Origin of the sequence: Vibrio ponticus, assembly GCF_009938225.1 — a bacterium.
Classification (GTDB): domain Bacteria; phylum Pseudomonadota; class Gammaproteobacteria; order Enterobacterales; family Vibrionaceae; genus Vibrio; species Vibrio ponticus.
In genome coordinates, this window is sequence record NZ_AP019657.1 from 2,020,695 (window position 1) to 2,043,755 (window position 23,061).

General features: G+C 45.5%; 23 protein-coding genes. 16 read left to right on the forward strand and 7 right to left on the reverse strand.

The features are described 5' to 3' along the window. Window positions 1-4: 4 nt before the first annotated feature. The 7 genes from rsxC to GZN30_RS08830 all read left to right on the forward strand — a co-directional run bounded on the left by rsxC (window position 5) and on the right by GZN30_RS08830 (window position 6,855). Window positions 5-2,632: an electron transport complex subunit RsxC gene (gene rsxC / locus GZN30_RS08800; protein ID WP_075650088.1), complete on the forward strand. Its 2,628-nt coding sequence runs from the start codon at window positions 5-7 to the stop codon at window positions 2,630-2,632. Next, window positions 2,632-3,678 (forward strand): electron transport complex subunit RsxD, encoded by a 1,047-nt coding sequence (gene rsxD, locus GZN30_RS08805; protein WP_075650087.1) that lies wholly within the window; start codon window positions 2,632-2,634, stop codon window positions 3,676-3,678. The genes rsxC and rsxD overlap by 1 nt, the downstream gene beginning before the upstream one ends. Window positions 3,679-3,685: 7 nt before the next feature. Then, window positions 3,686-4,321, forward strand: a complete 636-nt coding sequence (rsxG, locus tag GZN30_RS08810) for an electron transport complex subunit RsxG (protein WP_075650086.1) — start codon at window positions 3,686-3,688, stop codon at window positions 4,319-4,321. After that, window positions 4,314-5,003 (forward strand): electron transport complex subunit E, encoded by a 690-nt coding sequence (locus tag GZN30_RS08815; protein ID WP_075650085.1) that lies wholly within the window; start codon window positions 4,314-4,316, stop codon window positions 5,001-5,003. Before rsxG ends, GZN30_RS08815 begins: the two co-directional genes overlap by 8 nt. Before the next feature lie 92 nt (window positions 5,004-5,095). Continuing rightward, the gene (gene nth, locus GZN30_RS08820; protein WP_075650084.1) at window positions 5,096-5,731 is read left to right on the forward strand and encodes an endonuclease III; all 636 of its coding nucleotides are present in this window, start codon (window positions 5,096-5,098) and stop codon (window positions 5,729-5,731) included. Window positions 5,732-5,881: 150 nt separating this feature from the next. Beyond that, complete coding sequence (gene gloA, locus GZN30_RS08825) at window positions 5,882-6,298, forward strand: lactoylglutathione lyase (RefSeq protein ID WP_075650083.1); 417 nt, start codon at window positions 5,882-5,884, stop codon at window positions 6,296-6,298. Between the two features lie 119 nt (window positions 6,299-6,417). Next, window positions 6,418-6,855, forward strand: coding sequence for a DUF2753 family protein (locus GZN30_RS08830; RefSeq protein WP_075650082.1), 438 nt, complete (start codon window positions 6,418-6,420; stop codon window positions 6,853-6,855). 85 nt (window positions 6,856-6,940) lie between these two features. Here GZN30_RS08830 and motY read toward each other — a convergent pair whose 3' ends face one another. Continuing rightward, window positions 6,941-7,786, reverse strand: coding sequence for a flagellar protein MotY (gene motY, locus GZN30_RS08835; RefSeq protein ID WP_375732253.1), 846 nt, complete (start codon window positions 7,784-7,786; stop codon window positions 6,941-6,943). A gap of 301 nt (window positions 7,787-8,087) precedes the next feature. On the opposite strand from motY, the gene rnt reads away from it, so the two are divergent. Both rnt and GZN30_RS08845 read left to right on the forward strand, forming a co-directional pair. After that, window positions 8,088-8,750, forward strand: a complete 663-nt coding sequence (rnt, locus tag GZN30_RS08840; RefSeq protein WP_075650080.1) for a ribonuclease T — start codon at window positions 8,088-8,090, stop codon at window positions 8,748-8,750. A gap of 25 nt (window positions 8,751-8,775) precedes the next feature. Next, window positions 8,776-10,098: a Na+/H+ antiporter family protein gene (locus GZN30_RS08845; RefSeq protein WP_075650079.1), complete on the forward strand. Its 1,323-nt coding sequence runs from the start codon at window positions 8,776-8,778 to the stop codon at window positions 10,096-10,098. 71 nt (window positions 10,099-10,169) lie between these two features. On the opposite strand, the gene bamC is transcribed toward GZN30_RS08845, so the two are convergent. Then, complete coding sequence (bamC, locus tag GZN30_RS08850; RefSeq protein WP_075650078.1) at window positions 10,170-11,192, reverse strand: outer membrane protein assembly factor BamC; 1,023 nt, start codon at window positions 11,190-11,192, stop codon at window positions 10,170-10,172. Window positions 11,193-11,245: 53 nt separating this feature from the next. Continuing rightward, complete coding sequence (gene dapA / locus GZN30_RS08855; RefSeq protein WP_075650077.1) at window positions 11,246-12,124, reverse strand: 4-hydroxy-tetrahydrodipicolinate synthase; 879 nt, start codon at window positions 12,122-12,124, stop codon at window positions 11,246-11,248. A 401-nt stretch (window positions 12,125-12,525) separates the two neighbouring features. Between dapA and GZN30_RS08860 the strand changes: the two genes are divergently transcribed. Both GZN30_RS08860 and bcp read left to right on the forward strand, forming a co-directional pair. Further along, the gene (locus tag GZN30_RS08860) at window positions 12,526-13,068 is read left to right on the forward strand and encodes a glycine cleavage system protein R (protein WP_075650076.1); all 543 of its coding nucleotides are present in this window, start codon (window positions 12,526-12,528) and stop codon (window positions 13,066-13,068) included. A 12-nt stretch (window positions 13,069-13,080) separates the two neighbouring features. After that, entirely contained in the window at window positions 13,081-13,548 is a 468-nt protein-coding gene (gene bcp, locus GZN30_RS08865; protein WP_075650075.1) for a thioredoxin-dependent thiol peroxidase, read from the forward strand. A gap of 59 nt (window positions 13,549-13,607) precedes the next feature. Here bcp and GZN30_RS08870 read toward each other — a convergent pair whose 3' ends face one another. From GZN30_RS08870 to GZN30_RS08880, 3 genes are all read right to left on the reverse strand, one after another. Further along, window positions 13,608-15,479, reverse strand: coding sequence for a methyl-accepting chemotaxis protein (locus tag GZN30_RS08870; RefSeq protein WP_075650074.1), 1,872 nt, complete (start codon window positions 15,477-15,479; stop codon window positions 13,608-13,610). Between the two features lie 178 nt (window positions 15,480-15,657). Beyond that, on the reverse strand, window positions 15,658-16,734 hold the full coding sequence (locus tag GZN30_RS08875; RefSeq protein WP_075650073.1) for an AI-2E family transporter: 1,077 nt from the start codon (window positions 16,732-16,734) through the stop codon (window positions 15,658-15,660). Beyond that, window positions 16,728-16,958 (reverse strand): sulfurtransferase TusA family protein, encoded by a 231-nt coding sequence (locus GZN30_RS08880; RefSeq protein WP_075650072.1) that lies wholly within the window; start codon window positions 16,956-16,958, stop codon window positions 16,728-16,730. Before GZN30_RS08880 ends, GZN30_RS08875 begins: the two co-directional genes overlap by 7 nt. A 293-nt stretch (window positions 16,959-17,251) precedes the next feature. Between GZN30_RS08880 and bepA the strand changes: the two genes are divergently transcribed. The 5 genes from bepA to GZN30_RS08905 all read left to right on the forward strand — a co-directional run bounded on the left by bepA (window position 17,252) and on the right by GZN30_RS08905 (window position 21,554). Then, window positions 17,252-18,709: a beta-barrel assembly-enhancing protease gene (gene bepA / locus GZN30_RS08885; protein ID WP_075650071.1), complete on the forward strand. Its 1,458-nt coding sequence runs from the start codon at window positions 17,252-17,254 to the stop codon at window positions 18,707-18,709. A 15-nt stretch (window positions 18,710-18,724) separates the two neighbouring features. Continuing rightward, complete coding sequence (gene arsC / locus GZN30_RS08890; protein WP_075650070.1) at window positions 18,725-19,069, forward strand: arsenate reductase (glutaredoxin); 345 nt, start codon at window positions 18,725-18,727, stop codon at window positions 19,067-19,069. Continuing rightward, a complete protein-coding gene (gene wrbA, locus GZN30_RS08895) occupies window positions 19,066-19,641 on the forward strand; it encodes an NAD(P)H:quinone oxidoreductase (protein WP_075650069.1) in 576 nt (191 codons plus the stop codon). Before arsC ends, wrbA begins: the two co-directional genes overlap by 4 nt. Before the next feature lie 2 nt (window positions 19,642-19,643). Further along, on the forward strand, window positions 19,644-20,093 hold the full coding sequence (locus GZN30_RS08900; protein ID WP_075650068.1) for a DUF2069 domain-containing protein: 450 nt from the start codon (window positions 19,644-19,646) through the stop codon (window positions 20,091-20,093). A gap of 129 nt (window positions 20,094-20,222) precedes the next feature. After that, window positions 20,223-21,554, forward strand: coding sequence for an IS4 family transposase (locus GZN30_RS08905; RefSeq protein WP_075649976.1), 1,332 nt, complete (start codon window positions 20,223-20,225; stop codon window positions 21,552-21,554). A 45-nt stretch (window positions 21,555-21,599) separates the two neighbouring features. Here the strand turns inward: GZN30_RS08905 and GZN30_RS08910 are convergent, their stop codons facing one another. Next, window positions 21,600-22,910 carry a DUF2066 domain-containing protein gene (locus GZN30_RS08910; protein WP_075652453.1) on the reverse strand — a complete coding sequence of 437 codons (1,311 nt, stop codon included), beginning with the start codon at window positions 22,908-22,910 and terminating at the stop codon, window positions 21,600-21,602. Window positions 22,911-23,061: the final 151 nt, after the last annotated feature.

The window sequence follows — 23,061 nt, forward strand, 5'->3', positions numbered from 1 at the left end:
TGGTATGTTGTCATTAATCGAACAAATTAAATCTGGTGCTCTTTGGGATTTTCCTGGTGGTGTTCATCCGCCGGAGAACAAACTGCAGTCACTAAAAACTCCTGTCGCTAAAGCATCGATTGCGAATGAACTGGTTCTGCCAGTGAAGCAGCATATCGGTCAAGCTGGTAACTTAATCGTTGCCGAAGGTGAGCGTGTATTAAAAGGTCAACCTCTGACTAAGTACGATACCAGCTTTATGCTGCCTATCCACGCGCCAACCTCTGGCATCATTAAAGCCATTGAGCCAAGAACCACTGCCCACCCTTCTGGTCTCTCTGAACTGTGTATTGTTCTCGAGCCGGATCATTTGGATGAGTGGATTGAGCGCCAGCCAGTTGCTGATTACCAAGCAAAAACGCCAGAAGCTCTGATTGAGATTATTCGCCAAGCGGGTATTTCAGGTATGGGTGGCGCTGGCTTCCCGACCGCAAAGAAAATTCAAGCCGGTCTTGGTCGTACGGAAATCTTGATTGTTAACGCCGCAGAATGTGAGCCTTACATCACGGCGGATGATGTGCTGATGCAAGACTATGCCGATGCCATTATCCAAGGTATTGAAGTTGTTGAACATATTCTCAAGCCAAAGCTGACTATCATTGGGATTGAAGACAACAAACCTCAAGCCGTAAAAGCTCTAGAACTTGCTGCACAAGATAAAGATATCGTGATCCGCGTGATCCCGACTAAATATCCTTCTGGTGGTGAGAAACAGCTGATTAAAGTACTGACGAACAAAGAAGTACCGAACAACGGCATCCCTGCTGATATTGGCTTAATGGTGCAAAACGTCGGTTCTCTGTACGCGATTCAGCGCGCTGTTTTCCATGGCGAGCCACTCATTGAACGTATCGTTACGCTAACGGGGAATACTTTCAAACAGCCTAAGAACGTTTGGGCACTGATTGGTACGCCAGTGCAAGCTCTACTTGATGAGTTTGACTACAGCGCTGACAAGAAAATGCAACGCCTGATCATGGGCGGTCCAATGATGGGCTTTACCCTGCCGCATACCAGTGTACCAATTACCAAAACGGCGAACTGTATTTTGGCGCCAACGCGCCGTGAAATCGCGGTTGATTCGTATGAGATGGCGTGTATTCGTTGTGGTCAATGTGCTGAGGCTTGCCCTGCATCACTGCTACCACAGCAATTACAATGGCATGCCAAAGCTCAAGAGTTCGACAAGTGCGAAGAGCTAAACCTCAAAGATTGTATTGAGTGTGGCGCATGTGCGTTTGTCTGCCCGAGTGAAATTCCACTGGTTAAGTACTACCGCCAAGCCAAAGCTGAAATTCGTCTACGCAAAGAAGAAGCCGATGCTTCAGAACGTGCAAGACAACGCTTTGAAAACAAAAAAGCGCGTATGGAACGCGACAAAGCAGAACGTGAAAATCGCTTCAAAAAAGCCGCAGATGATCGTCGTAAAGAGATGAAAGATTCTGGTGGTGATGATGCGATTGCGGCTGCTATTGCCCGTGTTAAAGCGCAGAAAACTCAAGAACAGCCGCAAGAAGCGAGCGTTAAGCCTGCTGTCGCAGCAGCGATTGCGCGTGCTAAAGCGAAACAAGCGGAAGCCATGCAGCAAGGTCAAACTGAACCTGACAACAGCGAAATGGCAAAACTACGTGAAGAGCGTAAACGTCAAGCTCGTGAACGTAAGGCTGAAAAACACTCAGTAAGCGCAGAATCTACTGATAAGAAAGACGCTGTCGCTGCGGCGATTGCTCGTGCTAAAGCGAAAAAAGAGCAGCAGCAACAGAGCGACGCTACGGATACTCCAGCAGCGGATAAGAAAGCCGCGGTTGCTGCTGCGATCGCTCGTGCCAAAGCACGTAAAGCTGAAACAGAAGTGCCAAATGACGGCAACAATGCTGAGACAGAAGCGACTAGCGAAGATCCGAAAAAAGCCGCTGTAGCTGCCGCAATCGCTCGTGCCAAAGCACGTAAAGCTAAAGCAGATGTGCCAAATGACAGCGACACAGCTGAGGCAGAAACGGCAAGCGAAGATCCGAAGAAAGCCGCCGTAGCTGCTGCGATTGCCCGTGCCAAAGCACGTAAAGCTAAAGCAGAAGTGCCAAATGACAGCAACACAGCTGAGACAGAAGCGACTAGCGAAGATCCGAAGAAAGCCGCCGTAGCTGCTGCGATTGCTCGTGCCAAAGCACGTAAAGCTAAAGCAGAAGTGCAAACTGACAGCGACACCGCTGGGGCAGAAACGGCACGCGAAGATCCGAAGAAAGCCGCTGTAGCTGCTGCGATTGCCCGTGCCAAAGCACGTAAAGCTGAGCAAGAATCAAAAGCTGACAGCGACACGGCTGAGGCAGAAACGGCAAGCGAAGATCCAAAGAAAGCTGCCGTGGCTGCTGCAATCGCCCGTGCTAAAGCGCGCAAAGCTGAACAAGAAGCAAAAGCTGACAGCGACACGGCTGAGGCACAAGCCCAAGCCCAAGCCCAAGCAGAAAATGATACTACGGATGCGGAAAGCGCAGAAATCGATCCAAAGAAAGCGGCGGTCGCAGCTGCTATCGCACGCGCTAAAGCTCGTAAAGCACAACAAGAACAACAAAAACAATCTGAGGAGAAAGAGTAGTGGCCTTCTTTATTGCCAGCTCACCCCATGCGCATAGCCGCAGAAGCACTCCTGATCTTATGAAGTGGGTTGCCTTGTGCGCCCTACCAGGTCTCATTGCCCAAACCTACTTCTTTGGTTGGGGTACTGTGATTCAATTAGTGATGGCTATCGTGATTGCCTTAAGCCTTGAAGCAATGGTGATGCTGCTGCGTAAGCGCCCACCAATGTCTGCTTTGCGCGACAATAGTGCTCTAGTCACCGCTTGGCTACTGGCTATCGCCATTCCGCCACTTTCACCATGGTGGGTGATTACCATTGGTTTGATCTTTGCGATAGTGATTGCGAAACAACTCTATGGTGGCATTGGACAAAACCCATTTAACCCAGCAATGGTCGCTTATGTGGTACTCCTGATCTCTTTTCCGGTACAAATGACCAGTTGGATTTCACCAGTTGAACTTCAAGCAACCCCTATCAGCATGGCGGATGCTTTCTCATTGATCTTCACAGGCTTCAATGTTGAAGGTTTGTCACTGCAGCAAATCCGAACCGGTATTGATGGCATCACGATGGCGACCCCACTTGATAGCTTTAAGACCGCTTTAGTGGCAGGCAACACCGCAAGCGAAGCGCTTTCTCAACCACAATTTGGTGAATTCGCTGGTCTTGGTTGGCAATGGGTTAACCTCGCTTACCTAATCGGTGGTTTGGCGATGATCAAACTGCGCGTGATCAGTTGGCAAATCCCGGCGAGCTTCTTAGCGAGTCTCTTTGTGATCAGTGGTCTGTTTATGCTGTTAACGCCGGATCAAACTGCGTCACCGATTATTCATCTGTTCTCTGGTGCAACAATGCTCGGTGCATTCTTCATTGCCACTGACCCAGTTTCTGCTTCGACAACAGTGAAAGGTCGTTTAATTTTTGGCGCATTTATTGGCGCAATGGTGTTTATTATTCGTAGCTGGGGTGGTTTCCCTGATGGCGTAGCTTTCGCAGTATTGCTGGCTAACATGTGTGTACCACTGATCGATTACTACACTAAGCCACGAACTTACGGACACTGAGGTAAGCATGTTAAACGCAATTCGTAAAAATGGTGTTGTCCTAGCTATTTTCGCCTGTGCATCAACAGGTCTAGTCGCTTTGACTCAATACCTAACTAAGGATCAAATCCAAGTCCAAGAACAGAAGCAATTGCTCTCGGTCTTGAACCAAGTGATCCCGCAAGAGATGCATGACAATGTGCTATACGAAGCTTGCACGCTTGTACAAGATCCCGCGCTTGGTACTGAAACGCCTATGCCTGCTTATATAGCAACGTTGCAAGGTCAACCAACTGCAATCGCGCTAGAAGCCATCGCACCTGACGGCTACAACGGCGCAATCAAAATCATCGTCGCGGTTAAGCAAGATGGCACAATTACTGGCACTCGTGTTCTATCTCATCAAGAAACCCCTGGGCTAGGTGATAAAATTGACCTACGTGTTAGCGATTGGATTTTGAGTTTTGCTGGCAAACAAGTCACAGAAGACAACCAAGCAAGCTGGCATGTCCGTAAAGATGGCGGTCAGTTCGACCAATTTACTGGCGCGACCATTACTCCTCGCGCTGTGGTAAAATCGGTAAAACGTACGGTTGATTACATCAACCAAAACCGCGAGCAATTACTTGCTCAACCTCGCGGTTGTGGAGGCTCTCATGGCTGATAACAAAAAGTTATTTAAAGATGGTATGTGGGACAACAACCCTGCCCTAGTGCAATTATTGGGTTTATGTCCTCTGCTAGCAGTATCGTCAACCGTTACCAACGCCTTAGGCTTAGGTATTGCAACGCTATTAGTATTAGTCGGCTCTAACGTTACGGTATCTTTAGTGCGCGACTATGTGCCTAAAGAAGTGCGTATTCCCGTGTTCGTAATGATCATTGCCGCACTGGTAACTTGCGTACAATTGCTAATGAATGCATACGCTTACGGACTCTACTTATCGCTGGGCATTTTTATTCCACTTATCGTAACCAACTGTATCATCATTGGTCGTGCTGAGGCGTTTGCGTCAAAAAATGATCCACTCCCCGCAGCGCTCGACGGTTTCTGGATGGGCTTAGGCATGACCAGCGTACTGGTCGTACTTGGCGCAATGCGTGAAATCATCGGCAACGGTACTCTGTTCGATGGCGCGGATTTGCTACTGGGTGACTGGGCGCAAGCGTTACGAATCGAAATCTTCCAATTCGATAACAGCTTCTTGCTTGCCCTATTGCCACCGGGCGCCTTTATCGGCGTCGGCTTCTTGATTGCACTGAAAAATGTGATCGACAAGAAACTGGCTGAACGTCAGCCGAAACAAGACAAACCAGCTATTGAGCGCGCTCGCGTAACCAATTAAGCTATAAAGCTCACTCTTCGAAGTGAGCTTTTTTATAATAAAAACAAACCAATCCCAGCTGATTGGTATTAAACACTAGAAGCAGCTAACAAATGAACAATACTAAGCGTGTTGAGATTCTCAAGCGGTTACGGGAAAACAACCCCAACCCGCAAACAGAACTTAACTGGAGTACGCCTTTTGAATTACTGATCGCCGTTTTACTATCAGCACAAGCAACGGATGTCAGCGTCAACAAGGCAACTGACAAACTTTATCCCGTTGCCAATACCCCACAAGCTCTACTGGATTTAGGGGTTGATGGCGTTAAGCAATACATCAAAACCATTGGTCTGTTTAACTCAAAAGCAGAAAATGTCATCAAGACCTGTAAGATCCTTATCGAACAGCATGGTGGTGAAGTGCCTGAAGACCGCGCGGCACTTGAAGCGCTGCCTGGCGTAGGTAGAAAGACCGCCAATGTGGTGCTCAATACCGCTTTTGGCTGGCCAACGATTGCGGTTGATACTCATATCTATCGTGTTTCGAATCGCACCAAGTTTGCTATGGGTAAAAACGTCGATCAGGTAGAAGAAAAACTGCTTAAAGTGGTACCCAAAGAGTTCAAACTCGACGTACACCACTGGCTAATTCTGCATGGGCGCTACACCTGCGTTGCGCGCAAACCCCGCTGCGGCAGCTGCATTATTGAAGATTTGTGCGAGTACAAAGACAAGACGGAAGTATAAGCTCAAATTGAACTCTAAAGGCAGCGAAAGGCGTTGTCTTTAGAGAAGCGAAAATAAATTAATATACTGATCTTACTACTGATATTCATCCTGCCTAAACCACGATTAATCATGATAAACTCCTTTGATAATCAAACACGGGAGTGAACCATGTCAAACGGACGCATCTTACACACTATGCTGCGCGTAGGTGATTTAGACAAATCAATCCAGTTCTACACTGATGTAATGGGTATGACGCTATTACGCAAAAATGAGAATACCGAGTATAAATACACACTCGCATTCCTCGGTTATGGCGATGAATCACAAGGTTCTGTTATCGAGCTGACCTATAACTGGGGTACGACAGAGTATGACCTAGGCAGTGCGTTTGGGCATATCGCCATTGGTGTTGATGATATTTACTCGACTTGTGATGCCATCAAAGCCGCAGGCGGCAATGTGACGCGTGAACCTGGTCCAGTAAAAGGTGGCACAACACATATCGCTTTTGTTAAAGACCCAGATGGCTACATGATTGAACTGATTCAAAACAAGCAAGCTTCTGCGGGTCTTGAAGGCTGATCAACATTTGATTGACGCCAAAAGTGTCTAGGGTAGCTTCGGCTGCCCTTTTATTTTCACTTTACATGATAACAATTATCATTTAATCTTCTGCCAAGTTTCATAAAGAGGTTGAAGAAATGGACATTTCAGACTGGGAGAAACACACTTTACTGGCGGATATCGCACTTCAAGAGCATGACCACTTACGCTGTGTACTGCACTATCAACAAGCACTCACACTCAGCGAGCAAATTAGTGAGTCTGAAGAGATTGAAGTTGAAGATAGGCTGATGATTTCGGTGATCTCTTGCCACAACCTTGCCTCTTTCTGGCGCACCATCGGTGATACAAAGTATGAGCTCAGATACCTAAAACTGGCCTCTGAAAAAGTACTGACGCTTGTTCCCCAATGTCCAAATACAGATTGTGATGCTTTCGTTGACTCGATGGGCTGCTGTAAAAAAGCACTGGTTGAATTTATGAAACGGCACCCTAACGCAAAAATTGCGCGCTTAGTTCAAGATATTGATACTGCGACCAACTGTAACCTGATCGCTAAGTTTAGACTGAACTAAATTCATTCGTATTTTGGTACTTAGTCAACACCAATGAAAAACCAGCCGCGCGGCTGGTTTTGTTTTGTAGATACGACTCAGAAACTTAAATCTGTGTTCGCCCTAAGGAAATCACTACCCTACGGTTACGATCTTTACCTAACGGTGTTGAGTTATCAGCGATTGGTCGGCGTTTACCGTAACCTTGCACTTGAATTCTATCTTCCGGTAGACCTATCGATTTAAAATAGTCCCGCATCACATCTGCTCGCTGTTCTGACAGCGCTTGGCTCTCACTCTTGCTGTCTTCTGAGCCGGTGTAAGTAGAGACCAGCACCAAATCCACATCTTGGTTGTAACGGATATATTCAGCAATTTGCGATAGACGCTTTTGTGATGCTTTGTTTAATTGCACGCTTGAACGGTCATAATGCAAAATCGTAAAAGCGATATCTTCAAAACTGTATGGCAAGAGATTCGCTAGGCAATCGCTAAATACATTGTATTTTTGTTGAAATAACACTGATGAAAGCGCGACTTCTACACGTTGGTTATTACTCTGCCACTCGCGGTAGCTAAAAGTCGGCGAGCGCCCCTTTTCCAACTCGCTCAAAATGCTCCAAGCCGTCTGCCCTCCAACATAACCATCAAATTGCTTAAAGAAGCGAATGCTAGTCATACGATCTGCCCCATCGCCCGGTCGCCAAGCCGGAGGCATCGACACTAAAGAGACATCGCGAGTCTCCCCCATTGGGCGCTTCATCTTTAATTCAAAATCTAAATTGATTTTCTTACTTGCATTGGAAGTAAAAACCGCATCACCATAGTTAGGAATAGGATGAACAAGCTGACACTGTAGCGGTGTATTGACCACCATTTGCCATTGGGATTGCGTTGGTGAGGCAGCATAAAACTTATCCATAGCCCAACTATGGGAGCTAAAGATAGCCATGGTTAATGCTAGGCTGTTAACAATCCGATTCTTCATTCTCTACACTTCTCTGGAATTGATTTATTGCGGCACAAGATTGCCAGTTTGAGCATTTCTCGGCGACATCAAAGCTAGTCTGCAAAATTCCCGCCAACTTTGTTGGTTCGATATTCGTTTGCTCGAAGTTTCAACAAATCAAAACGCCGTATATATCGATATCTCAGCACGGCTTTAAGGCGACGTTAATTGCAAAGTAATCTTGATTGGTATTGCATCAATAATCTGCAATAATGCAAGCCTTGTCACACAAATGTAAATCAATATGACTGTAGAAAATGAAGCTTTGACGTTGAAAAAACGCTTCCGTGGATATTTCCCGGTGGTTATCGACGTCGAGACCGCGGGCTTTAATGCCCAAACCGATGCCCTTCTTGAGATTTGTGCCGTTACTCTGACAATGGATGAACATGGCGATCTTCATCCAGCATCAACGCTTCATTTCCATATTGAGCCCTTTGAAGGGGCAAACCTAGAGAAAGAAGCGCTCGACTTCATTGGAATGAAAGACCCATTTAGCCCTCTGCGAGGTGCCATTCCAGAGTCTGAAGCACTGAAAGAAATCTACAAGCTTGTACGCAAAGAGCAGAAAGCGGCAGATTGCAGCCGTGCGATTATCGTGGCACACAATGCAACCTTCGATCATAACTTTGTTATGGCAGCTAGTGAGCGTAGCAAGCTAAAACGTGTCCCATTTCATCCCTTCGCAACTTTTGATACCGCAGCATTAAGTGGTCTTGCTTATGGTCAAACCGTTTTGGCAAAAGCATGTAAAGCAGCTGGGATGGAGTTTGACAACAAAGAAGCCCACTCTGCACTTTATGACACACAAAAAACCGCAGAGCTGTTTTGTGGAATCGTCAACAAATGGAAGGCCTTAGGTGGTTGGCCGCTTGTAAACGAAGAAACAAACAACACACAACAATAAACGCAAACACGATAAAGAGTTAACTATGAATCCTGTTGTAATATCTGTATGTATCATGCTGATACTTGCCCTGATGCGGGTGAATGTAGTGGTAGCACTAACATTCAGTGCTATCGTTGGCGGTCTCGTATCAGGAATGGAGCTGAAGGAAACCATCTCAGCTTTTGAAAGTGGTTTAGGTGGTGGTGCAACCATCGCTCTAAGCTACGCGATGTTAGGAACTTTCGCTGTTGCTATCTCTCGCTCTGGTATCACTGATCTCTTGGCGAATAGTGTTATTCGTCGCCTAAATGGTAAAGAGAACAGTGCCTCCACAACGGGTCTGAAGTACGGCATGCTATTCGCTCTAGTACTAGTGACCATGTCGTCACAGAATGTCATTCCTGTTCATATCGCTTTCATTCCTATCCTTATTCCACCTCTACTTAGCGTGTTTGCAAAACTAAAGCTCGATCGTCGAATGATTGCCTGTGTATTAACCTTTGGTTTAATCACACCATACATGGTGTTACCAATCGGCTTTGGCGGTATCTTCCTAAACAACATTCTGCTGAAAAACCTGCATGATAACGGCTTGGATGTGGTTGCTTCGCAAGTACCGACAGCAATGCTATTGCCTGCTGCTGGAATGATCTTTGGTTTGCTGACCGCGATTTTCTTCAGCTACCGTAAACCACGTGAATATGCAGAAACGAGCCATACTAAGCCAAACCAAGAGACCCAAACCATTAACCGCCGCAATATCGTGGTTGCTGGCTTAGGTATTATTGCTGCGCTCACCGTGCAACTTTATACCGGCTCAATGATCATTGGCGCACTAGCAGGCTTTATGGTGTTTACTTTCGGTGGTGTCATTGCATGGAAAGAGACCCACGATGTGTTCACCAAAGGCGTACACATGATGGCAATGATTGGCTTTATCATGATTTCAGCGGCAGGGTTTGCGGCGGTAATGAAGCAAACGGGTGGCGTAGAAACACTGGTTCAAGCGCTTTCCACCAGCATTGGTGATAACAAGCCTCTAGCAGCACTGTTAATGCTGGTTGTGGGTCTACTGGTAACGATGGGCATTGGCTCGTCATTCTCAACCATTCCAATCATTGCAACGATTTATGTGCCGCTTGCGTTAGCATTTGGTTTCTCGCCAATGGCGACCATTGCACTTGTGGGTACAGCTGCTGCTCTAGGCGATGCTGGCTCACCAGCCTCTGACTCAACGTTGGGGCCAACATCAGGCTTAAATGCTGATGGGCAACATGAGCATATTTGGGAAACCGTCGTTCCAACCTTTATTCACTACAATATCCCATTGATTATTTTTGGTTGGATTGCAGCGATGGTGCTCTAACCCCAACGCCAGAAACTAAAAAAGCTGACATCATGTCAGCTTTTTTCTTATGTACTCATTACTAAATAATATTACTGGTGTTTTTTTGCCATCGCAGCAAGCACTGGTACCATATCTTTCAGTAACTCTTCTTCCACTGGTTTACCGTCTTTATCGGTTACGTTCACTGACGTACGGTTGCCTAAGTCACCTAATTGGAAAGTGTAGACAATTGATCTAAGCTCAATCGGCTTCACACCCACTTCTTGCCAAAACTCATCGTTTGGTTCTGAGTATTTCGCTTTGATCGTACCTTGAGACTGGTTACGCTCCTCAATCTTGAAGCCCATTTCTGGCAAGATCTTAGGCATGCGAGCCCACAATACGTCATACGGAGAACGCGCAATGATCACCGGTAGGCCAGAGCGGTCAGTTCCCATTGAGATTGGGATCTGTTTAACCAATTCACTTGCCTTACGTTCCGCTTCTTGACGAATATCTAAGTCATAACGAGCAGTGAGCAAGTTTGCCATTAAAGCACTGTAACGCTCTTTGTTGGTATAAGTCGGTGACTGTTGATCATCACCTTGGCGCCAATCAATCAGAGCTAAACGAACAAATTGGCGACCATTGCTAGCACCGCGAGTCAATTCATAACGCGCACTTAGCGGCGCTGCTTCATCTTCAGAAACCCAAGTAACCCACTCAGTTTCAATGCGTGACTCATTCGATTCACGTACTTTAACATCACGCTCTTTAATCATGGTTTGGGCTGTTTGCCAAACACGATCCGCCTCGTCTTGTCTTAGTAACCAGATCATCACATCGCCTTTGTCACGTTCGATTCGTGCACCAGGGATTAACTCAAGCACTTGCTGAGGTGGTCGAATGTCCACTTGATTACCGATACCACCACTAAAGTCACCTTGTGGGATTTGGTAGTTAGTATAAAAACGAGTTTCTGAACCAACAAGTGGCGTCCAGTTCTCAAGTGATGGTGTATTTAGATAATCGAAATCATTGTCAGCTTGACGGCGCTGTTCAGCCCCACCACTACATGCACTCAATACAAAAACAGCTAGTGAACTAACGACTAGCTGGGATGACAACTTCATTGAAACTCCTGATAAATACATGCTGAAGCCATTGGCTTCAGCAATCCTTAAATTTAGTTGATACCTGCATCTTTCAATGCTTGACGAACGATAGGTTGAGACGCTTCAGACAACTCAGTGAGAGGTAAACGTAAACCACCGAACTCAATCAAACCCATTTGATGCGCAGCCCATTTAACTGGGATTGGACTTGATTCAACGAATAAATTTTTGTGAAGCGGCATCAAGCGTTGATTGATCAGCTCCGCTTCTTCGTAACGACCTTCCTTCGCCAAACGGAACATGGTTGCCATGTCTTCCGCGGCTAGGTTGTTAGTCACTGAAATTACACCGTGACCACCAAGGCGAACAAAATCGAGACCAGTCGCATCATCACCACTTAGTAAGATAAAATCTTCGCCACAAAGTTCACGATGTTTTGCAATTCGGCTTAAATCACCAGTCGCATCTTTCAATGCCACGATATTTTCAATCTCAGCCAAACGAGCCACGGTTTCTGGTTGCAAATCGACCGCTGTACGACCTGGCACGTTATAAAGGATTTGCGGGATTTCACTCTCTTCAGCGATGGCTTTGTAGTGTTGGTACAAACCTTCTTGAGTTGGCTTGTTATAGTAAGGTGTAACACTCAAGCAACCTACGATACCCGAGTTGTTTAAAAGACGGCTAAATGTCACGCACTCGTGAGTGGCATTTGCGCCCGTACCAGCAATAACCGGAATGCGGCCTTCGGCAAATTCAACGGTTTTATGTACGACCTTGACATGCTCTTCAATCGTCAACGTCGCAGACTCACCTGTTGTACCAACTGCAACAATACCATCGCTGCCAGCTGCTACGTGAAAATCTACGAGTTTCTTCAGGCTAACGTAATCTACTTCGCCGTCTTGAGTAAATGGGGTAATAAGCGCTACGATACTTCCTGAAAACATGTCCTTCTCCGATAAATTGTGACTTTTTGCATGGTACTGTATCGAGACGAGCAAAGACAAGCTCTTAACCGCTCTAAACCCATCTATTTGCACCAATATGCAGGTCAACATTCAGCAAAGCGACAGAATTAAGATCTAGGTCAAATTGTATTAAAACCGCTTATCAAAAGCCTTTTCACGACACCACTCCCTCAATATTAAGACGAACCGTCCAGAAATACGCCAAGTCACAGTCCTAATCTGCCATTATTGATGAATTACACAGCGAATTTCCGAGCCACTGAACATTTCATAAGCAAACACGAGTAAATGTGAATAAAGTGATCGAATGCACCATTTTCAGCAGCGACAACTATGCTAAAGTAATCAGTCAATAAGCTAAGCAAATTTGAAGTGATTGTATGACTCAACATCTGGTACTAACTGCGGTTGGCAGTGACCGTCCTGGCATATGCAACCAAATAGTGCGTCTCGTTACGCAATCAGGTTGTAACATCGTTGATAGCCGCATTGCGCTTTTTGGCAGTGAGTTTACTCTCATTATGCTTCTTTCAGGCAGCAATGGTGCAATTACTCGTGTTGAGACGACTCTGCCTCTGCTCGGGCAAGAGCAAAACCTGATCACTATGATGAAGCGCACGGCGAAACATGCTCTAGTCGACCATGCCTACACCATTGAAGCGTTTATTGAAGCAGACGATAAAGTCGGTTTAACGGAAAAATTCACCAACTTTTTTGCCGACAAGCAACTAGACCTATCGTCATTAAGTGCACAAACCATAGATAAAGATAAATTGGGCACTTTACACGACCAATTTCAGTTAACTTTAACTGCCTCTGTCGATTCAGAGTTTAATTTAATGCAGTTACAAGAAGAGTTTACTGATCTTTGCCGCGAGCAAGACGTAAAAGGCTCACTGAATTTTATAAAGAACAGTCAATAAAAAGGAATCTTCATGAACACGCTGACAGCTGGCTCTCCAGCACCTGCCTTCTCTCTTCATGACCAAGACGGTAACCTAGTTAATCTCGCTGATTTTACTGGTAAAAAAGTACTTTTCTACTTTTACCCAAAAGCAATGACCCCAGGTTGTACCGTTCAAGCTCAAGGTCTGCGTGACACTAAAGCGGAATTGGATGCTCATAACGTTGTGGTACTTGGCGTCAGTATTGACCCGGTAAAGCGTCTCGGTAAATTTATCGAGCGTGACAACCTAAACTTCACCCTACTGTCTGATGAAGATCATGCCGTTGCGGAACAGTTTGGTGTGTGGGGCGAGAAGAAGTTCATGGGCAAAGTGTACGATGGTTTGCACCGCATCAGCTTTTTGATTGATGAAAACGGTACGATTGAACACGTGTTCAATAAATTTAAGACCAAAGACCACCATGAAGTCGTGTTGAACTACCTGAATAACAAATAGTTAAAAGACACATAGACAAAAACGCCAGCGATCGCTGGCGTTTTTATTTTATTCAGAGGCTAAACAATAAACTTATTCAGCAACTCGTCTTGTTTACGCACACTTTCCGTTTGGTGCAGCATTGCTTCACTTGTTTGCTGTGCTGATTCAGAGACTAAGGTTGAAAGATCTTTAATACGCACGGTATTGCTATTGATTTCTTCCGCGACCAAGCTCTGCTCTTCCGCTGCTGAGGCAATTTGCATGTTCATATCGGTAATTCGTTGGATGATCGCTCGAATTGCCTGCAATGAATCATTCGCTTGCTGTGCTTTATCAACTGCAATATCAGCGGTTGACTTACTTTCACTCATCGCAGATGAAACTGCACTTGCACCAGACTGAAGTTGCTCAATCATGCCACGAATTTCGGTAGTCGATTGCTGAGTGCGCTGAGCCAGTGTACGAACTTCATCTGCAACCACTGCAAATCCACGACCCGATTCACCTGCACGTGCAGCTTCGATTGCCGCATTCAACGCTAACAAGTTCGTTTGGTCTGCAATGTCGTTGATCACTTTAAGAATGGTTTCAATGTTATTCGTCGCAGAAGCTAAGCCCGCCACTTCTTCAACCGCTTGATCAACACGCATCGACAATTGACTGATCGCTTCGGTGGTATCGCTGACTACTACTGAACCTTGATCTGTTACGTATTCCGCTTCTTTAACCGCTTCCGCCGCGCCTTGAGCGTTGTTTGCCACATCCGCTGCCGTGACCGACATTTCATGCATCGCAGTCGCTAGTTGCTCTAACTCTTCTAACTGGCTGCCTACTGCTTGTGTCGATTGCTGAGCACTCACATGAGACTGTTCGGTGCCAACTAAAATACTCGCACCAATCTCTTTCGATTGAATAATTTGCTGCTGTAGATTTTCGGTAAAGGTATTAAAGCCTTTCGCCAATTGAGCAAATTCAGCATCAGTATTGGTATCAAGACGTTTAGTTAGATCACCTTGACCTGACGCCACATCTTGAATCGCATCATTCAATTCATTGAGTGGACGCATCAAGAATTTAATCAGTAAAGATAAGCCTAGAATGCTTAGTACCAAAGCGATGATAACGGTAACGATCGTGCTGTTACGCATCTCATCGATAGTAGCCAAGACAATCGACTCATCCAAAATCGAGCCGACATACCAACCTTCAGAAGCAACTTTAGTAAAACGGACTAGGTAGGATTTGCCATCTTGCTCAAAGCGTTGTTCACCCTCTTTCACCGTCACTTGTGGCAAATACTCCGCCAGTGACTTACCGTTGTTGTTTGCATCCGGGTGAGCGATCGTGGTGCCATCTTGAGCAACAATAAATAGGTAACCCGCATCAAAAAGATTGGTTTGGTTGACCTTCTCTGCTAATGAAGTCAACTCCATGTCATAGAACACAACGCCAAGAAAATCACCGTTATCACGCATTGGCATCGCGATAGAAATCACCACTTTATTGGTTGAGGCGTCCACATAAGGGTCAGTCACAATCAGGCGACTTTGTGACTTAGCATCTTGGTACCATGGGCGCGTACGCGGATCAAAGCTAGAGTCCACTTCCCAAGCGTCGTCATTTTCAATCACATGACCATTCGACTCGTAACCCGCACCCACGACAATATACTCATTTTTCACTACTGGCGTTTCCAGTACTGAGGAGATATAAGCAGAATTGGTTGGATCTAACTCAATCATCTCAGTGGTTGCTTTAGCCAGCTTACGACTCGCTTCCATTTCAGAGCTGACTGCGCGACTGAGTTCTTGTTCAATCTCATTTAAACTGGTGCTGACTAAGCTCTCAACTTCTGCTTTCACTAACATTGACTGTTGTACTGACAGCAAAACCACAGTGATAAAAAGCAGCGCCGAAGAGGCGGCGACTATTTTCTGGCTGAACTTCATTTTTACCTCATAAAAAAAATCAGCAATGCCAGCTATATCGGCTAGAAGTTGCTAAAGTTTATACCTAGATCACTAAGTTTTTTGTTACTAACCAAGAATTATATCCCAAATTATTGAATCGATTGCATAAAAAAAGCTAACCTAAAAAGGTTAGCTCTACTATTTTGGGCTCAATATCTCATTCTGAAATTGAGGGGGCTTCGCTCTCATGGCTACTTGGTAATGCATTCCATACCGCTTTGACCAAGGTTGCTAATGGGATAGCAAAAAACACGCCCCAGAATCCCCAAAGCCCGCCAAATACCAACACCGCGACGATAATCGCGACTGGATGCAAATTCACCGCCTCTGAAAACAGTACCGGTACCAAAACGTTACCATCCAAGGCTTGGATAATGCCGTAAGCAATCAATAAGTAATAGAATTCAGGAGAGAGTCCCCATTGGAAAAGACCGACAATCGCAACGGGTACTGTCACCGCAGCTGCACCAATATAGGGGATCAGTACCGAAAGCCCTACTGCTACCGCTAGCAACACTGAATAACGCAGATCAAGAATCGCGAATGTCACGTAGCTCACGCCACCAACAATCAAGATCTCCATCACTTTACCGCGAATGTAGTTCGAGATCTGTTCATTCATCTCGTCCCAAACTTTGGTCGCCAACTTTCGGTTGCGTGGCAACATTCCACTCGCCATCGAAATCATTTCTTCTTTATCTTTCAATAAGAAGAACACCAATAGTGGTACCAAAATCAAATAAACAGCGAGCGTCGCAAGACTGACTAGTGAAGCAAGTGAACCTTTAACCACACTTTCACCAACGCTAATCACTTGGTTCTTTGCATTAGTCACCAGCGACTCAACAATCTGAAAGTTTGCCAACTCTGGGTATTTTTCTGGTAGCTCAGCAATCACCTGCTGCAGCCCTGAATACATATTGGGAATATCGTTGATTAAGTTACCGACCTGAGTCCAGATGGTAGGTACTAACCCAAAGATGGCGACAATCGCCAAGGTAAAGAAGGTAAGAATAGCAAACACCACCGAAAGCGTGCGCGGAACGCCAAGCTTCGACAATTTAGCCACTGGCCATTCAAGTAAGTAAGCAAGTACAATTGCGACCAGTAACGGCGCAATCAAATTGCCAAAAAAGTAGATAGTAATAAAGCCAAAGAAAAGGATTGCTACTAAGCTGACTGCGTGTGGGTCGGAAAAACGTCGCTTATACCAGCGACTCACCATTTCTAACATCTTGGAAGCTTCCCTCTAGTCACGTTCAAAGAGTAATAGTTGCTATTCTGAGTCGACTCAACTTCAAATGAATTTCGCTGTAAAAAGCTGATTATGTCTGATTTAGAGCTCGGATCCGCGATTAAAATCGTCAACGTATCCCCTTGTTCCAACTCAACGGCGCGACGTTTCGCTAGCAGTAAAGACATAGGGCAGCGCTGATCTCTTAAATCTAAATCTTTCATTTAACAATCAAAGCCGAATAAATACTATTAACGTGCCATTGTATACTTAACCGCTTAAAATTGCTCGCCCTGTCGAGACTGCACAAAAAGCAAGCAAACTAACATGATGAATGTGCCGTTATCCGCGAACTTTATTTGCTTTGAAACCCTTGCGCCAATAAAGTGTCTATAAGTTTGTAGCTAAACAGGCAAAAACGCTTTGTTAAGCAACGTTAGACACTATCTATGGATTGTAAATTAATGACAGCGTTTAACGCGACGATGTCATATCAATAGGAACCAAACTGCTAGCTATGTTTAAACAGACACGTTCGCTCATTGCCTTGTGCATCGCGACCACACTGAGCATTCCTTCAGCCCCAACGCTGGCAAACACTATTGACTTGCCGGATATCGGAACGGCCGCCAGTAGCACCCTAACGATCGACCAAGAGCGCCAATATGGCGATGCCTACATGCGTATGCTGCGTAATCGCGCGCCAATCATCAATGACCCGGTACTCAATGAATACATCGACAGCTTAGGCCATCGATTGGTTGCTAATGCCGATGATGTAAAAACACCCTTTACTTTCTTTATGATTCGCGACCGTAATATTAACGCCTTTGCATTCTTTGGCGGTTACATCGCTTTGCATTCAGGTCTGTTCTTACACGCGAAAACAGAAAGTGAATTAGCATCCGTTATGGCGCACGAAATTGCGCACGTAACACAACGCCACCTCGCACGCAGTATGGAAGAGCAAGCACGTCGCTCTCCTGTGACGATGGCTGCACTCGCTGGTGCCCTTCTGCTCGCCATTGCAGCGCCAGAAGCCGGAATGGCCGCCATCACTGCCACTACCGCTGGCAATATGCAGGGACAGATCAACTACACCCGAAGTAATGAAAAAGAAGCGGATCGATTTGGTATTGCAACCTTATCTAAAGCCGGTTTTGATGTGGATGCTATGCCAAGATTTTTTAGCCGTTTGGCCGAAGAGTATCGCTACGCCACAACGCTCCCGCCGATGCTATTGACTCACCCATTACCACAAGATCGTATTACTGATACTCGATCGCGTGCACAAACTTATCCAGCAAGACGAGTGAATCCCTCTCTGGATTACCATTTAGCACGAGCACGTATTGTGGCGCGTTATGCGGGAATAAAATCAGAAGCCGCTCTAGATTGGCTCAATCGCGGTGAAAAGAAAGCAACACCCGATATGAAACCTGCAATGCAATACGGTCGCGCCTTGGTTTACTTAGATAACAACCAACTTGATAAAGCCGCCCCTATCTTGCAAAAGCTGTATCAGCAAGATAGCAACAATCGCTTTTACCTTGATGCTCTCAGCGATCTCTATATCGCGCAAAAGCGACCGGAAAAAGCGACGGCAATGCTAGATAAGGCATTAAAGTCTGAACCTGATAACCCAGTTCTGATGATTAACTACGCCAATAGCTTATTAGCACAGGATAAGTTGTCTCAAGCGATACGGGTCTTACAGCGCTACACGCACCAAAATAGCCAGGATATAAATGGTTGGAGCCTACTTTCTGAAGCTAATATCAAACAGGGTAACAGCCAAGAAGATCTTGCGGCGCGGGCAGAAATTTTTGCCTTAAAGGCAAACTGGAACAAAGCGATACAGTATTATACTCAGGCAAGCCAAATGGCTGAGTTAGGAAGCTTAGAACAAGCAAGATACGACGCGCGCATTGACCAACTGATGGTGCAACGTGATCGTTTCTTAGCATTACAATAAGAAAGGAGACAGAAAATGTCAGTCGTGATTTATCACAACCCTCGCTGCTCAAAAAGCCGCCAAACACTTACTTTGCTTGAAGAAAAGGGTGTTCAACCAGAAATTATTAAGTATCTGGATACGCCATTATCGGTAGCAGAATTGAAAGATCTTTACGCATTATTGGCGCTAGAAGAAGTCCGCGCGATGATGCGTGTTAAAGAAGATGTGTATAAAGAACTAAACCTTGCACAAGCATCCGATGAGCAATTGTTCACCGCGATGGCAGAAAATCCTAAGCTTATCGAGCGCCCGATCGTCGTGGCTAACGGTAAAGCCAAGCATGGTCGTCCACCAGAGCAAGTTTTAGAAATTCTATGACATGTCAGCTCATTGTTCTTTATTACAGCCGCCATGGCTCAACTAGAGCATTAGCCCGGCAGATCGCTAGAGGGATAGAATCTATCCCTCACTGCGAAGCCTTGCTGCGCACGGTGGAAGAGCTGTCGGCTAACCACGGCGAGTCACAAGATCCGATAATCTCGATTGATGAACTCAAGCGCTGTCACGGTCTTGCCATGGGTAGCCCCGTTTGGTTTGGCAACATGGCTGCGCCACTCAAACATTTCTGGGATCAAACCACTTCACTCTGGTTGTCAGGTGATTTGATAGACAAACCCGCTTGCGTATTCACCTCTTCCTCTAGCCTGCATGGTGGGCAAGAAACCACGTTGCAAAGTATGAAACTGCCCTTATTTCATCACGGCATGCTGGTGATGGGCATTCCTTATTCGCAGCCACAACTGCATACCACACAAACCGGTGGCACCCCTTATGGCGCCAGTCATGTCGCGCATACCAATCAACAGACACTATCGCCAGAGGAAAGTGAGTTAGCCCAACAGTTAGGTAAGCGTTTAGCAACGACCGCACTAAAACTAATCAAGGAGTGATTATGTCCGACGCACAACCCGATCGCCTACTACAAGATATGCAGCCTACAACCAAAGCTTATCGACTATTAGCATTGGGGGCGAACCTAGGGCTACTGGCTTGGGTGGCTATTTGGCAAATCTATTTGTCTCCCCATCCACATATCAGCAGTACCACCCTAGCGATAGCTTGGTGTATTCCTCTGCTGTTACCGTTACCTGGTATCTTAGCCGGAAAACCCTACACTCATGCTTGGGCAAACTTTGTCTTGATGCTCTATTTCCTACACGCCTTAACCATTATTTATGTTGATGGCGGTGAACGTATGCTAGCAGTGGTTGAATTACTCCTAACCAGTGCCGCTTTTGCTGGCAATATTCTCTATGCCCGTACACGCGGAAAAGAACTAGGTATGAAGTTAACGCGTTTGTCGGAAGTCGAAAAGAAAGAGCGCGCTCGTTTTGAAAAGTAGCGTCACCGAAAAGCAAAAAGGTCTAGCAGTGCTAGTAATGCCGATCAGTTAAGAAATTTGTGAGATCATTTGACCGATCCTCAAAAGGCTTCAAAATCCGATATTAGGAAACTAATATCGGATTTTTTTATGTCTTTAGAAAGCCAACTTGCCAATACTTTTCGGTCATGTAATACCTTCCACCACTTTGATAAATACTCTGACATTCTTAGTCCAGAGCTTATCCAGCAAGGTTTTGAGCAAGCTGGTGTAGCAACCGTTAGAAGAAGACGGTTACCTTTAGAAGCCGTACTTTGGTCCGTTGTTGGAATGAGTCTCTTTCGTCAACAATCTGTTTGGGATATTGCTAACCAACTCGATATTGTCTTGCCAGACAAACAACGTTTTGTTGCACCAAGTGCAGTTGTTCAAGCGAGACAGAGATTAGGCGAAGAAGGTGTAAAGCAAGTCTTTAAGAAGATGGCTGCGCATAGCTATCAGTCGTCTAACTTCGAAACTTGGTGTGGACTAAACCTTCTATCTGTCGATGGTGTCGTTTGGAGAACGACAGATACACCCGAAAATCATCAAGAGTTTAAAGCGCAGCGCAATCAATCATCTGAGAATATTTACCCTAAGGTCCGCATGGTTTGCTTGATGGAGCTTACAAGTCATCAGCTAATCGATAGTGCATTCTCTGACTATCGCACCAGCGAAATGCGGCTCGCAGAAGAGCTTATTGAACAAACGCCAGATCAATCACTGACCATTTTTGACAAAGGATATTACTCTTTAGGGCTGCTTAATCGCTGGAACAAAGTAGGTCAAGAAAGGCATTGGATGCTCCCTGTGAGAAAAGACTTTCAGTATGAAGTTGTCCATAAATACAGTCAGAGTGATGCTATCGTTGCTATAAAAACATCACCTCAGGCAAGGAAGAAGTTCAGTGACCTGCCTGAGATAATAGAAGCAAGGTTGGTATCGAAAGCCATTAAAGGTAAGGAGTATCAGGTTCTTACCTCAATGCGTGATGGGTTGCGCTTTCCCGGAGAAGACATTGTAGAGCTCTATCGCTATCGTTGGGAAATCGAATTAGGCTATAGAGAAATGAAGCAAACCTTGCTTGATAGTGAGTATACATTGCGAAGTAAGCGCCCAGATATGGTTAGACAGGAGCTCTGGGGGATTTTGCTAGCCTATAACCTTATAAGGCAGGTTATGACAAAAGCGGCGAGCAAGTTAGATAGCGTTTGGCCGAACCAATTAAGCTTTACGAGTAGTGCCATGGCTGTGACTCAATACTTTGCAGCTTTACCTTTAACGAGTCCAGGGAAACTCCCTAAACACTATGAAGTGCTACTACAGCAAATATCCATGTTTATCCTACCCCCCCGAAGAGAAGATAGAAGTTATCCTCGTTGGGTGAAACTGAAACCCAAGAAATATGCGACAAATAGAAAAAATGCCAGTCAGCTTAACTGACTGGCATTACTAGCAGTGCTAGACCTTTTTCATTATCAATGTGAGTTAAGCGTCAACTTCAGTTTCGATTTCCTCTGACTCAAGCAGTTGCTCTTGCTGCGGTTCTTCAACAGGTGTTGGGGATGCTAACTGTTCGCCATGCCATTCAAAGATAAACGTTGGTGGCACTTCTACAACCGCTGGCTTGGTTGCTTGCTCAATAATCGCTGGCAGCGCTTGCTCAGCCGCATTATTAACCGCTAATGCATCTTGAGACTGCGGAGCAACTTCTGCCGCTGGTTGTGATTGGACAACGACTTCATTCACAGTGTTAGATGCTGTGTTCATTGCGTCAGTTGTAATTGGTTCAATGACCGCTGGTTCTGGTTCGATCACGACCGCTTTAGCTTCGCGCAAGCGCAATACTTGTTGTTCGAATTCCGCAGGCGTTGCCAATAAATGCACTTGGAAAGTCACGTCTTTATTTTGAATTTTCAAAATATCTAGAGACGCAACCGAACTTAACTGTTGCAACTTGCGTTCAAGCACAAAGAAATCAACCGCGTTATCTAAAGAAGTAAAACGTACCTTGATCGCTTCCGATGATTCACTTGCTACCACAACACTGCTTTGCTTTGCATAGTAATCACTGATCTGATCGATCATTTTTTCTGCCGCATCTTGCCCACTATTACTACCAGACATTGGAGCTTGGCGAGTAACACCGATCGTTTTTGGCGCTTGGTCATAAAGAGTCCAGCGAAGGTCGTTATTGCTCGCACGGACTACTAATACCGCATCAACAGGGTAACGTTGACTCGCTTGACCAACAGGCAATGCAAAGCCACCCCAGAGATCGGAAATGTTCACACCGGTCACATCATTAAAATCACCAACAGGAATCGTCAACGGCAACCCTCGCTCTTGAGCTTGCTGTTTCATGTCGGTCAAGATAGGCGAGTTAGTATGCTCCCAAATCACTGCACGTTCAGATTGGCTTTCTTCCACCAGCCAAACTAATAAGTTAGCACGTTGAGCCGGCCATTCTGGTAACTGAGCTTGACTTAATAAGCTATTGATTTGAGGTCCATTAAAGCGCATTTTAAGCGTTTTTTGTTCACCTAATTGACCATAACTAATTTGTGCTAGGTATTGCGCGCTTTGTTGTAGTGCCTTTTGAATCACTGGATTATTTACCGCATCTGGCACACCAGAAGCACGAATAATCACTTCTTCCATACCCTGTTTACGAGCTTGGGCATCTGGTTTCTCAATACTCTGATCTAATACAATTTGGGATTGATACAAGTCGACATTTGTTAGAGCTAAGGCTGGAAAGCCAATCAAACCCAATGCGAATAAAACAATAGAGCGCATATATTTCCTAGATTCAGTTACCGCAATTTATCGGACGATGATAAGCAACTTCTCAACCTTGAGCAACAAAAGCACTCGCAATCTAACCATTTTTTGACCTCGGCTGTGAGTTCAGGATCTTGTTTAACGAAATACCATTCTTTATCGCGTT